This window comes from Photobacterium sp. AWH4_225, from assembly GCF_056158405.1.
In genome coordinates this window covers 1885264-1898692 of sequence record NZ_JBSWTF010000001.1, presented here as the reverse complement: position 1 = coordinate 1898692, position 13429 = coordinate 1885264, and the positions used below count along the sequence as shown (strand labels likewise).

Genomic DNA, 13429 nt, shown 5'->3' with positions numbered 1-13429 from the left:
CATCATTTCATACAAATAACAGTGTGTAGAAATTACACATACTAAGAATCAAGTAAAACTAAGCCATCCCCTTTCCTCGAAATATGTATACATCCTTCTGGGATATGTATACCTCATCTCATCGCCACCCTATTTATACTCCTCCTTGCCCACCAGCGAAGTGTTTAAAGGAGAGGGTTATGATCACGAAATACCTAGCGGACATGATGACTAAAAGTGGCCAGTCACCGGTATTCGAAACGCCTGAAAAATATGGTTTGAAATACCAAGACGTTACCTTTACGACTCTAGATGGTGTAGAGCTTTCCGGCTGGTTAATCGAAGGGAGCACAAAAAAAGTTATTATCCAATCTCACTTTGGCGTGCAGTGCAGCCGTGCTGGCTATACTCCTGCAGGTAAAGGGATGGTAAAACTGTATAAAAAGAATATCTCCTTTCTCCGGCAAGCCAAACATCTGGTCGAGCAAGGCTACAGCGTATTGATGTACGACTTGAGGAACCATGGCAACAGTTCCAAAGGAGTTAGTGAGTACATTGCCTGGGGCTGTGAAGAGTCACACGATGTGGTGGCTGCCGTAGATTACATCTCAACCCATCCTACTTATAAAAACAGCGATATTGGCCTGCTTAGCATCTGTATGGGCACCAGCTCTACCGCATATGCTTATGGTCTTGAGCACGGCCTGCAGAACTACCAAAACATTAAGGCACTGATTTCAGTTCAGCCACTGCGCTACTTAGACTACATGAGTGCCATGGGTATACCTGATTTTCTCACCAAACGCGTGAATCAATACAACATCAAACGAGGCGGTGCGGATCTATCTGGCTCCTTCTTTGAGTTTGTCCCAAACATCAAGGTACCAACGCTTGTTATCCAAAACAAAAATGATCCTTGGACCAAGCTAGAAGCTGTCAACGAGTATTACCAACTGCTTGGTGGCAACAAAGAAATGATGATGCTCGATTTAGATAAAAATCGTGCTGCCGCTTATGAATGGCTAGGCGAGTCTCCGGAATATCTCAGTGCTTATTTTAACAAGCATATGCCTTCGATTAACTAATCAAAACTAGCGATAAAGGCTGGTATAGAAATAATTTTTAAAGAAACGGATTAACAAGCATGATTCAAGTAACCTCACCAAAAGTCATTTTGATCACAGGTGCATCGTCCGGGATGGGTAAAGATACAGCCCTAGATTTAATCAACCAAGGGCACATTGTCTATTGTGCGGCACGGCGTGTTGAAGAAATGGAAGATCTCAATCTCCTAGGAGGCAAGATCATAAAACTCGATATAGCTAATGAGGGTGACATTGTACGTTGTGTCGAGCAAATCATCGATGAGCGAGGCCGTATCGACGTGCTATGGAACAATGCCGGATATGGCCTTTATGGTTCGGTGGAGGAAACGAGCCTGGAAGATGCCAAATACCAATTCGATGTCAATGTATTTGGTCTTGCGCGCTTAACTCAACTAGTCACTCCGTATATGCGAGAAGTAAAGTCTGGCACCATCATCAATACGTCTTCTATTGGCGGAAAAATCTATGCACCAATGGGAGCTTGGTACCATGCCAGTAAGCATGCTATTGAAGGTTTTACCGATTGTTTAAGGCTTGAACTGGAGCCCAAGGGCATCAATGTCGTAGTACTGGAGCCGGGTGCAATCAAGACTGAATTCCCAGAGGTGATGTCTAAGCAAGTGCTTGGCAACTCCGGGCATGGACCTTACCAAGACCTAGCGAAACGTGTCGCCAATTTGAGCCTGAAAGAATCTGGCAAAGATGGTGCAGGGTCACCAACCTCAGTGATTTCTAAGGTAGTACAAGAGATCATTGCCAGCCCGAAACCAAAAACACGTTATGCCGCGGGTAAGTTCTCGACTACAACACTGCTGATGCGACGTTTCTTAAGCGATAGAGCATTCGATAGAATCATTGATTTTATGGTGCGATAACTCCCCCTAGCTCTAGAGGTAAACCATGCCAATGTTAAGCTCACAAGCCTTGTTAGCAGCCAGTATGTCATTCAGTGCCATGCTTGGCTCAAAATCAGTACACACCGAAATTGTTATTCCGAGTGCACCGGAAAACGTGTGGCAAGTTTTGGTTGATATTGAGCGCTACCACGAATGGAACCCTGCAATCACACTGGTGAACGGCACTTTAGCAGTCGGCAACTCTGTGACCTACCGCTTTCAAGAAACCGATGACAAAGCGGCGAACATTACCTCCAGAGTTCAAGCTATCAAGCCTACGGCTCACCTAAACCACAAAGGTGGGTTGTGGGGAATAATTACGTTTGACCAACACTATCGCTTAGCCATGCATGAGTCTGGTACAAAGTTCACAATAGATGAAACCTACACTGGGTTCTGGGTCCATTTCTGGGATCATACACATACCCAAAAACAGTATGAAAATATGGCCTTAGCGCTCAAGCAACGCGTGCTAGATTTATACTAAGCCTCAGAAGATCAATGAGCTAGAAAAGCTATGACGAACATTATCCATATTACGACCATTGACCAGATACATCAGGCGCTTGGCTTGCCACCGCCCATGCATCCCTTGGTGTCACTTATCCAAATTGATGACAAAGTAACAGGCTACGATTATGGTGATTCTACTTATGTATATGATTTCTATCAGATAGCATTAAAGTCAGGGATCAAAGGTGACATCATTTACGGGCGTAATCATTATGACTTCTCCCAAGGCAGCATGATCTTCACCAAACCAGGTCAAGCACAGCAATACACCAATACAGAAAGTGTCGAAAATGAAACGGGCTGGGCTTTACTGTTCCACCCTGATTTAATCCGCCGCTCAGGGCTTGCTAATCAAATGGCGAGCTACTCTTTTTTCTCCTATGACATCCATGAAGCACTTCATGTATCCGACCGAGAAAAGCGAATACTGGGAGAGCTAGTCAATCAAATAGAAGAAGAATACAACCAGAATATAGATAAACATACGCAGAAGCTTATCGTTTCTAATATTGAGCTGATACTGAATTATTGCACCCGATTTTATGAGCGACAGTTTATCATCCGCCAAAATCATAACCTTGATTTGATGGAAAAAGTCGATGCCATTTTATACGACTATTTTGAATCTGATAAAGCGGCGGAAAGCGGGTTACCCACAGTAAAATATGTCAGCCAAACAATGTGTATGTCGAGCAACTATCTCAGTGACATGGTGAAAAATGCCACCGGACGAAATGCCCAGCAATACATCCAAGACCATGTTATTGAAAGGATAAAAAACGCCCTGCTCAGTACTAATGAGCAGGTTAGCCAAATCGCCTATGGGCTTGGATTTGAATACCCACAACACCTATCAAAGTTGTTCAAGGCAAAAACAGGAATGACCCCTATCCAATACCGTAATTCGACCCACTAACGCCTAGGCAAGCGATGGGCATTATATACAAAATGCCCTATGTCTAATAATTAGATTATCACTACGCTAGAAAACATCTTTTTCATTTGAAACATATTCAAATTCAATTTGATAATCACACCTGATGCTCTACTAAGCTTTATTTTGTTTAGTGATTTATTCGCTGCGATCGACAGAAGTTCTTAGCAGTAATATATGGATTAGAATCACGCAATAAACAGGAGATGTGTCAGATGATTAAAAGAACCTTATTAATGATCCTAACCTTTAGCTTTTCCATGTCCGCTCAAGCTAATTTATGCGAAGGATTACCAAGCCATGCAGACCTTTCTAAGGCACTGAAAAGTTCTGTCGCAACAACGAGTGATGAGACGAATGGTGGTCTTGAACTTAATATGTGGGGAACCATCGTCGCTCGTGATGGTACTGTTTGTGCGGTGGCAAAGACCGGCGAACACTTCGGGGACCAATGGCCTGGAAGCCGCGTCATCTCGGCCCAGAAAGCCAATACCGCCAATTCTTTTAGTTTACCTAATCTTGCCCTATCAACTGCAAACTTGTGGACCGCTACTCAACCAGGGGGCAGTTTATTTGGTTTGCAGTTTAGCAATCCTGTCGATATTAACACCGCGTACAAAGGAGATGCCAACAACTATGGCAAGGATAACGACCCCATGAAAGGAAGCCGTATTGGTGGTGTAAATGTTTTCGGTGGTGGGCTTGCCCTTTATGATCAAAACAAAGATATCATCGGTGCTATCGGTGTCAGTGGGGATACTTCCTGTGCAGACCATAACATCGCTTGGAAAACTCGTCATGCACTCAAGCTCGACTATGTTCCTAGCGGTGTATCAGATACTAACGACGATAATATCATTTATGTTGAAGGACATGGTTTTGCGCATGTGTCATGCGGTAACGGTGAATCTGAAATAGCGGCAACTTTGCCGAAAAAATTCCCCATATCTAAGTAGATATTAAGATTGGGTCTGCCAATTATATGCCCCAAATTACTTAACCCTTTTCACTTATTATAAATTTATGCATTTAGAGGGCTTTGGATAACTAAAGGCCTAGGAGTACTGTGCCATGAAGATGAGTAAAACACTATTAGCACTGACCACGATAATGTTATTTAACACAGCACAAGCAGCGGATATTGAAGTTATTGCCAAACTGGAGGGAACACGACCAGGCAATATTACTGTGACCGAGCAAGAACGTATTATTCTGTCGATGCAACCTCTTGATGCCCCAGAATTACGTGTTGTTGAACTACTGAAAGACGGCACCACAACCGCATTTCCTAATCAAGACTGGGCTGATGGCCCAGAAAAAGGTGAAGTGGGTTTTTCTTCTGTGATTGGTATCGATAGCACGCCAGATGGTGTGGTATGGATCCTTGATATGGGCAGTGAAACTGCTCCTGCACAAATTGTTGCGTGGGACAGTGTTAAAAATCGCTTATTTAAGCAGATAGAGATAGGTAAAGAAGTGATGGTTGCCAACTCTTTCATGCAGGATTTTGCCTTAGATACGAAGCGTAACTTGATGTATATCGCTGATACCAGTTTGGGTAACCTGCTTGGCGATCCAGCACCCGCCTTTGTGGTGGTTGACCTAGAAACAGGCAATGCGCGCCGTGTGCTGGAATCACATCCTGCGTTGCTGTCACCTCTGCATGATCTCGAGATTGACGGGTCATTAATGGCCGCCAAACGTGAAGATGGCAGCCTAGATGCGCTGTATCTAGGCTTGAACCCGATCACCATAGATAAACAGTTCGAGTGGGTGTACTTTGGCACCGTCAACGGCAGTGCTATTTATCGCATTCCAGCCAGCGCACTGGCAAACGACAAATTATCTGGGCAATCCCTTGCAGAACAGATTGAATTTTATAATGAAAAGCGTCCAAGTGATGGCATGATCATGAGTGATAACGGCGATATCTATGTCGGTGATGTGGAGAAAAACGCTATTGGTTTGGTTCGTGAAAACCAATATCGAATCTTTGTACAGGATGATAAGCGTTTATCATGGGCAGATGGCTTCTCGACCCAAAATGGGTATCTCTATGTCACACAAAACTCACTACACCTGAACCCTGCATTAAATGAAGGCGAAGAAGGTGCCACCAAACCTTATCACGTTTTACGCATCAAACTTGATTAACCTTTACAGCAATGCGGGAGACTCTCTCCCGGGCTAACTGCTGTCCTACATTTATGGTTGTAGATATTATGAAAAATACTATTGCTATCGGCGTTACCGACCTATCATTCCACCGTGTCACTGCCTCATTGGTAACCCATGTGTTGACGGATATGGGCTTTGAGGTCACACGTCATTATGCACCGCATCAGGATAATTTTTCGCAACTCAAATCAGGCACCGTTGATATGCTTTCATCGGCGTGGCTGCCATCCAGTCATGGGATCTACAAAGAAGATGTTGAAACAGTTCAGCCCCTACAGGAGCTTGGACTTCACTATGAGCCCTATGCACTTTGGGGGGTACCCGATTATGTGCCCGAGCAAGCTGTTTCACAGATTAGTGATTTACTGAAGCCTGATGTAATTGCCAAGATGACCCTTGATATTCAAGGCATTAATCCGGGCGCCGGCATCACTCGTTTTTCACAGCAAATGATGAACGCATATGAGCTAGCTAATGCGGGATATCGTTTTCATACCGGTAGTGAAGAGGATTGTTTTGGTGCTTATGAGCGCGCCGTTGCTGATCAAAAGTGGGTAGTGGTACCGCTCTGGAAGCCTCAGTTCTTACATTACAAATACGTGATTCGTGAGATTACAGAGCCCAAAGGGCTACTCGGTATTGTTGATCGCGCTGTTTTATTACTGCGAAATGATCGCGCGCATTTATTTACCAGTGAGCAATTGGAACAACTCGACAGCCTACGTTTTTCCAATGAAATAATCGCAGCGCTTGATTATCAAGTATGCAGAGAAGGTAAGCCCCTAGATGAGGTGTCCCGTTCTTGGCTTGATGCACAGGCATAAATCACCACGGTAATTCAATATTCACGGCCCTGTACTGTAATAGATACTCATTTTTAGCCTAGGTACGCTCTTTTGAGCGCACCTGAGTTTTATTAAGAGCATATAACTCAATACACTTCTCAAATCACAGATAACCTTCTAGTTATCTGTTCTAACATGTCGTTGTAAAATGCGGTTTGCTTCTTGCTTAACAGTGTTGTTTCTGCGCCACTTCCAATATATATCCCTCGCTCTTCGACCACTCTCCTCGATTGCCACGATAGGTGCAGGGTAAGTGTCACCAATATATAGCTGGTACATTTGCTCTTCCATGGGTGTCAATTGCCATGGTTGATGAATAAGCTCATCAGGCAATTTACTCAGTTCAGGTAGCCAATGTCGAATAAAGCTACCTTCAGGATCATGCTCAATCGATTGCTTTATCGGGTTATAGATTCGAATGGTATTAATACCTGTTACACCCGCTTGCATTTGGAACTGCGGATAATGAATACCCGGTTCGAAATCTAGGAACAATGTTGCAAGATGTTCTACGCCATAACGCCAGTCGATCATCAAATGGTGGCAAAGGAAGCTAACCAACATCGCTCGCATCCGAAAATTTATATACCCGGTTTGATGCAAACAACGCATGCAAGCATCAACCAATGGATAGCCAGTTTTACCGGCTTTCCATGCTTCAAGTTTTTCATCTATATCTTGCTCATATGGGAACGACAGATAGCCTCGGTTAATTGGCCTTTGTTCCATTTCTATTTCTGATTCAAACTTTTGTATGAAATGGCAGTGCCAATGCAAACGGGATGCAAATGCTGACAAAGAACGCCGCCAACCGGGTTTCGACCAATTCGCCAATACAACTTGATACAGCTGCCTTAGGCTTATGTTACCCCACGCGAGGTATGGTGAAAGACGGGAACAGCTATCACAGCTTTTTGAAGGCGATGAAATACCAAAGGCGTAATCCTTGCCTCGGGATTCGAAAAAGCTATCCATTACTTGGTGGGCATGTATTTCCCCGCCGACTTGCATGCTGTGGTTAGAAATATTCCATTGCTTCGGTGGAGTAAAGAGTGGTAGACGGGAATCTGTCACCCATTGCAAAGAATCGAATTCTGGTTTAGCCAACGATGACCGCATAAATTTTCGCCAATGCTTATCCCACCCTTCTCGGGAACTGGCTCCACGAATTACCCCACCCGTTGGAGATTCCACCCATTGTATGCCCTGCGTGGAAAACCACTTAGCAACTTCACGGTCCCTGTCGAAAGTACACTGAAGCCCGATCTCTTGGTGGCTCCGCACACACTGAATATTAAAATTATCTTTCAGTGCTTGGAAAACGGAAATAGCTTCACCTTGTACCGTCACAACCTTACCGCCATATCGACCAAGTTGTTCATTTAATTGCTCAAGTGACTGCAGGACAAAGCGCCAATGCCGTTCACTGTAATGGGGATTATCCAAAAGCATTGGTTCAAAAATGTAGAGAAGTAAACAAGGCGTCTCCGGCATGAGTGAAGCTAGAAATAATGGATCGTGGTCGCACAATCGCAAATCACGTTTGAACCATACAATCTGGATCGCTGTTTTTTTCATTGTCTTTTCCTTTTTGAAAGACAACGGTGTTTTTTCTCATAAAGATCAATATCTGAAACTTTTTTCAGACAACAAAGAGACCGATTATCAATTATCGTTGTGGGGTTGGTTATCGGGAAGTCACCTTGCGATAAATACAGCTGATCAGCCAGCACACCACCAAGGTATATACAACGGCAGTGAAAACACTCAGCAACCGGAATTGGTAGGACTGGTAGATATTGAAATCAAACCGGTCAGCTTGGAGAAGGAGCAAGGCAAAAGGTGTTAACGAATAATGGGCCAAATGCTTGGCCTTGGGGTGATAAATGATTGCTGTCAGTAGCAGGCTGGACAGAAACACTACCGCAAGCGGTAGAAGGTATTCGCCAGAGGTGACTGACAAACCCAGAATATAGGTGACATAGCCTACCACCGCCAATGCACCACCCAGTAAATTCGCACGCAGAAAATCCCAACTGACTTTAGCAACATGACTGACTTCAGGGTAAATGCTGATCACACTCACGGCCACGATGACCATGTAATACTGCTTCAAATCTGTATAGGTGAATAATATGAGTAAAGGCATGAATACCGCCAGCACTACCCACTCTTTATTGAGCAGTAGCGGAGTCGTTTTCGCTTCGGCACCTGAGTGAGAATCAGCATTTGGGCTTTTTGCTGGAAGCAAAACATACATGATATAACTAACCACCATGGCAACGGCAAGACCTAGCAGCAAGCTGGCAGTCAAGGGCACGATGAGTGCTTGGTTGACGATACCGATCGCCGATACCAAGACGATAGCCACGACCCGGATCGGTGCGTGAATAGGGTTTGGCTTTAGTCTGTCAAAGCGATGGCAGGCAAAAATGACGGCGGCAATTGTGAGCAGAAATACCCACGATGACAGCGAATAAACTATGGCTACCAACGCCCCAACCCCCGCGCCAACAGCAGCGGTCACAAATACCTTAACGTATTCTTTGAGTGGGATACCTGGCAGTTGCAACATCATGATGTGCAAACTGAGCAAAGGGCAAAAAAACGAATAAGGCCAATCAAAGAACAATGTAATGGCCACACAAACAGTAAATGTCAGTGTTAATTGCAGTTGTGCTGAAACACCCTTTTGCCCGACGCTCATAATGAGTTTGCTATCCTGCCTCACCTTACATCCCCTAGGCTAAATTGTTAGCCAACTCTAAGCAGAGTTTGCGCAATGACTCGACATCCTCAGCCTTCATACTGGATTTCTCCTCAAGCTGGGTCTTAAGATCTTTGGCTTTTTCACGCAGTGCCAAGCCTTCATCAGTCAAGGAAATGACTTTCTTTCTCTCATCCTCTGCAGAAACTTGTCTGGTTAACAACTGCTTGGCTTCAAGACGCTTAACAATCGGTGTCAAGGTGCCGGAATCCAGTCGTGCACTCATAGATAGCTCTTTCAGGCTGACACCATTTTGGTACCAGAGCGACTGCATCACAATGTATTGTGGGTAAGTGAGGTCGAATTCATCGAGCAGTGGACGGTATGCCCTCACCAATGCATTCGAGGCGGTATACAAGGCAAAACACACATTGTCTGATAGCTTCTGGGCCATACTAAGATCCGAGTTATATCGATTAGGTGTGATGATACCAAAATGCCTGACTTCAAAAAATACTTAGCGCGCAAATTATTTTATCGCAAAGCTATTGCATCTTTCTCGCTCTGGCAGTAAGTTAATGAACAAATAGTTTGCGCGCAAACAATTTACGCAAAAAGTATTACTACGAAAAGCATCTCCACACAGAGCTGATAAGGACTGAATAATGAACAGCCAACAAATCCACCTTGCCTCTCGCCCAGAGGGTACACCATCTGCAGGTAACTTCGAACTGGTCACGGTTGCCCTACCCGAGCTAAAAGAGGGTGAATTACTGGTTCAAAACACCTGGATGTCGGTCGACCCCTACATGCGCGGACGCATGATTGATCGCAAGAGCTACATCCCTCCTTTCCAAATTGGCGAAGTGCTAGAAGGCGGCGCTATCGGTGAAGTTATCCAATCAAATAACCCAGACTTCCCTATTGGTAGCAAAGTCAGCAGCATGTTGGGTTGGCGCAGTCATTTTATCAGCGATGGCAATGGCTTAACCTTGCTGCCTACTACCCCGCTTCCAGAGCAGACTTTCCTAGGGATCATGGGCATGCCGGGCATGACGGCATGGACAGGTCTTTTCCGTATTGCGGAGCTTAAACCAACTGACACTGTCTTCATCTCAGCCGCCTCTGGCGCTGTCGGCAGCATCGCCTGCCAGATTGCAAAAATGCATGGCTGTAAGGTTATCGGATCGGTCGGCTCAGAAGAAAAAGCCCAATATCTTCGTTCTTTGGGTGTCGATGCCACAATCAATTACAAAGAAGCAGACAACCTAAGCCAAGCCCTTGCTGAAGCAGCCCCTCAGGGCATTGATGTGTACTTCGAAAATGTGGGCAGTGAACACTTGGAAGCGGCATTGAACAACATGAATGACTACGGCCGTATTGCAGTGTGCGGATTGATTTCGCAGTACAATGCCACAGAGCCACAACCTGGCCCGAGTAACATGGCGATGTTGATTATCAAGAAGCTCAAGATGCAGGGCTTTATTGTATTCGACCACTGGTCACACTACGGTGAGTATGCACAACAGATGGGTCAATGGATTGCAGAAGGCAAAGTGAAATACGAAGAGACGGTTTACCAAGGTATTGACCAAGCAGCTGACGCTTTCATCGGCCTGTTTGAAGGTAAAAACAAAGGTAAGATGCTGGTTAAGCTCTGATCCCGTCAAACCAAGGGTAATCTAGCATCTTTAAATTAGCCACCAGCTGTCTTTAGCAAGGTTGGTGGCTATTAAATATCCCACCTCACTCAAAACATTCGCCATCTAGTCACATTCTTTCATAAACCATTGACATTTGGCTGTAACTCCCTAGCCTTACATCACCTTTTGTATAAATCAGGCAATCGTCATCATGAGCCGCAAAGAGATTTTTAATCCTGAGCTTTGGGAAGAAGTTCCAGGGTTCGACTTTGAAGATATCACTTACCACCGCGCCAAAGACCAAGGTACGGTACGTGTCGCATTCAACCGTCCAGACTGTCTTAACGCCTTCCGCCCAAAAACTGTCGATGAGCTATACACTGCACTAGATCACGCACGCCAGTGGTCAGATGTTGGTTGTGTTTTCATCACGGGCAACGGTCCATCAGAAAAAGGCCAATGGTCATTCTCTTCAGGTGGCGACCAGCGTATTCGCGGCAAAGACGGTTACAAGTACGAAGGTGAAGAAGCCGGCAAGGCTGACGTAGCCCGTATGGGTCGCCTGCACATTCTTGAGGTGCAACGTCTGATCCGCTTTATGCCTAAAGTGGTGATTGCGGTTGTTCCTGGTTGGGCAGTTGGTGGTGGCCATAGCCTGCATGTTGTTTGTGACCTAACGCTGGCCTCTAAAGAACATGCGATTTTCAAGCAAACTGACCCAGATGTCGCTTCATTCGACTCCGGGTACGGCTCAGCCTACCTTGCTAAGATGATCGGCCAGAAGCGTGCTCGTGAAATTTTCTTCTGCGGCTTTAACTACAGCGCACAAGAAGCTTTTGAGATGGGGATGGTAAACAAGGTAGTTGATCACTTTGAGCTGGAAGAAGAAGCACTTCGCTGGGCAAAAGAGATCAACAGCAAGTCTCCAACAGCGATGCGTATGCTGAAGTACGGCTTCAACCTGCCTGACGACGGTCTAGTTGGCCAGCAGCTATTCGCAGGTGAAGCAACCCGCCTTGCCTACGGCACCGACGAAGCCCAAGAAGGCCGTGATGCGTTCCTAGAAAAACGCGACCAAGACTTCAGCAAGTTCCCTTGGCATTACTGATATTTAGCTAAGAAACATTGCCATACATAAAAAACGCGACCATTATTGGTCGCGTTTTTCTTGAATAATACTGTTTAATAATAAGCGTTGGGTATTACAAATATACGCCCAAGAGTACTATCAAAATGGTGATGACACTCGGTGCTGTTAAACGAAGTATCCACTTTATACAAGACTTCATCACTCCCCCCACTTGTGTAAGACGCATTCACGTTTGGCTGCTTTACATCTAGAAAGAAAGATAAAAATTTTCGTTTGATTTCAACAGGTCATTTCACGACATTTAAGTTATAGCGACCATTAATGTCTAACTGGACTCCACCAAATATCCATTGCGCCCACTGGATTTCACTTGGTACATACACGCATCGGCTTCATCAAGGTAATGTTCGGCTGGATGAAGATCTGTCCAAGTATGGATACCACCGATACTGACACTGACAAAGTCACGTAGCGGGTGTTTTAAGGCAAGCGCACTCACAGCCTCACAGGCTTGTCTCGCTTTCTCTTCCAGGTCTGTTTTGCTGATCCCTGTCAGCATAACGACAATCTCCTCGCCGCCGTACCTCGCAATAACATCACTTTTGCGCTTAAACACATTTCGCATTGTTTGCGAGACTTTCTTCAAATATTCATCGCCTTTTGCATGACCATAGACATCATTCACCTGCTTGAAATGGTCAATATCGATGAGTAGTACACCAAGCGATCTTTGCTTGCTTTCTTGGTTAAGCAACGCCATGTGTTCTTGCAGATATCGTCGATTATATAAACCCGTCACTTCATCAATATAAGAGTAACCATTGAGAATGATATTTTTAGCGGCAATTTCTCGGTTATGGATAACAGCCTTGGCCATCCAGGATTTTTTCTTTTGCTCGTGGTAATAATCGCGAACGTAGCATCGGTAGTTATTAATTGATATGTAATTCAACCAAACATACATAGCACCTAAAGAAAAATAATAATTTGCATACAACACCATACCAGAGTGAAAAATCTCAACCATCATGTTAGCTTGCAATATATAGATGGTATAAACCAATAAAGAGAACGACGGCGGGAAAACCAATAGTTTGGCAACCAAGGTAATCATCATCAAACTGATAATAGAGATATCTGAGAACATAGAGATTGATAATGTATGAATAGTTGCAACTATACTCATCATCACCAAAATACTTAATTTCTGATACACAACTGACTGCCCTGAAATAGCCCCAGATAACAATAGTCCTAGACCAAGTACAGGGAATCCATAGAGAAACAGTTGCTTTACATGTACTCTTTCTATCTCTTTATCAATGATTAGGCTTTCATCTAACCAAAAGTCTGTCACTTGTGACAACACTATCGATATAACGACAACAGCGATAATGACCTGAAAGAGGTACTTCCCATTATGCTGCTGTATATTTTTTTCTAATTCTGTTCTTCGATAAAACATAAATAAAAAAATGCCCTTACATCGGAAACATAAAGGCTAATCCCTAGCATATTGGTTATTATTGTCCGTCTTC

13 protein-coding genes are annotated in these 13429 nt (G+C 44.5%); 9 read left to right on the top strand and 4 right to left on the bottom strand.

The annotated features are described in order from the left end of the window. The first annotated feature begins 179 nt into the window (after nt 1-179). From ACXAD4_RS09070 to ACXAD4_RS09040, 7 genes are all read left to right on the top strand, one after another. On the top strand, nt 180-1064 hold the full coding sequence (locus ACXAD4_RS09070) for an alpha/beta hydrolase (protein ID WP_475240763.1): 885 nt from the start codon (nt 180-182) through the stop codon (nt 1062-1064). Nucleotides 1065-1123: 59 nt separating this feature from the next. Continuing rightward, complete coding sequence (locus tag ACXAD4_RS09065; protein WP_475240760.1) at nt 1124-1960, top strand: oxidoreductase; 837 nt, start codon at nt 1124-1126, stop codon at nt 1958-1960. A 25-nt stretch (nt 1961-1985) separates the two neighbouring features. Continuing rightward, nucleotides 1986-2468 (top strand): SRPBCC family protein, encoded by a 483-nt coding sequence (locus ACXAD4_RS09060; protein ID WP_475240759.1) that lies wholly within the window; start codon nt 1986-1988, stop codon nt 2466-2468. A 30-nt stretch (nt 2469-2498) separates the two neighbouring features. Continuing rightward, a complete protein-coding gene (locus ACXAD4_RS09055; protein WP_475240757.1) occupies nt 2499-3410 on the top strand; it encodes a helix-turn-helix domain-containing protein in 912 nt (303 codons plus the stop codon). Nucleotides 3411-3643: 233 nt separating this feature from the next. Further along, nucleotides 3644-4384 (top strand): GlcG/HbpS family heme-binding protein, encoded by a 741-nt coding sequence (locus ACXAD4_RS09050; RefSeq protein ID WP_475240755.1) that lies wholly within the window; start codon nt 3644-3646, stop codon nt 4382-4384. Nucleotides 4385-4499: 115 nt separating this feature from the next. Continuing rightward, a complete protein-coding gene (locus tag ACXAD4_RS09045; protein WP_475240753.1) occupies nt 4500-5582 on the top strand; it encodes an L-dopachrome tautomerase-related protein in 1083 nt (360 codons plus the stop codon). Nucleotides 5583-5650: 68 nt separating this feature from the next. Beyond that, nucleotides 5651-6430, top strand: a complete 780-nt coding sequence (locus tag ACXAD4_RS09040; RefSeq protein ID WP_475240751.1) for a glycine betaine ABC transporter substrate-binding protein — start codon at nt 5651-5653, stop codon at nt 6428-6430. Between the two features lie 138 nt (nt 6431-6568). Here ACXAD4_RS09040 and ACXAD4_RS09035 read toward each other — a convergent pair whose 3' ends face one another. From ACXAD4_RS09035 to ACXAD4_RS09025, 3 genes are all read right to left on the bottom strand, one after another. Continuing rightward, on the bottom strand, nt 6569-8029 hold the full coding sequence (locus tag ACXAD4_RS09035) for a cryptochrome/deoxyribodipyrimidine photo-lyase family protein (RefSeq protein ID WP_475240749.1): 1461 nt from the start codon (nt 8027-8029) through the stop codon (nt 6569-6571). A gap of 109 nt (nt 8030-8138) precedes the next feature. After that, a complete protein-coding gene (locus tag ACXAD4_RS09030; protein ID WP_475240746.1) occupies nt 8139-9158 on the bottom strand; it encodes a DUF2955 domain-containing protein in 1020 nt (339 codons plus the stop codon). A gap of 34 nt (nt 9159-9192) precedes the next feature. Further along, nucleotides 9193-9612, bottom strand: coding sequence for a MarR family winged helix-turn-helix transcriptional regulator (locus ACXAD4_RS09025; RefSeq protein ID WP_475240744.1), 420 nt, complete (start codon nt 9610-9612; stop codon nt 9193-9195). 211 nt (nt 9613-9823) lie between these two features. On the opposite strand from ACXAD4_RS09025, the gene ACXAD4_RS09020 reads away from it, so the two are divergent. Together ACXAD4_RS09020 and ACXAD4_RS09015 are read left to right on the top strand one after the other, a co-directional pair. Next, nucleotides 9824-10819 carry an NADP-dependent oxidoreductase gene (locus tag ACXAD4_RS09020; protein ID WP_475240742.1) on the top strand — a complete coding sequence of 332 codons (996 nt, stop codon included), beginning with the start codon at nt 9824-9826 and terminating at the stop codon, nt 10817-10819. 193 nt (nt 10820-11012) lie between these two features. After that, nucleotides 11013-11909, top strand: coding sequence for a 1,4-dihydroxy-2-naphthoyl-CoA synthase (locus ACXAD4_RS09015; RefSeq protein WP_317521419.1), 897 nt, complete (start codon nt 11013-11015; stop codon nt 11907-11909). 307 nt (nt 11910-12216) lie between these two features. On the opposite strand, the gene ACXAD4_RS09010 is transcribed toward ACXAD4_RS09015, so the two are convergent. Continuing rightward, on the bottom strand, nt 12217-13356 hold the full coding sequence (locus tag ACXAD4_RS09010; RefSeq protein ID WP_475240739.1) for a GGDEF domain-containing protein: 1140 nt from the start codon (nt 13354-13356) through the stop codon (nt 12217-12219). Between the last annotated feature and the right edge of the window lie 73 nt (nt 13357-13429).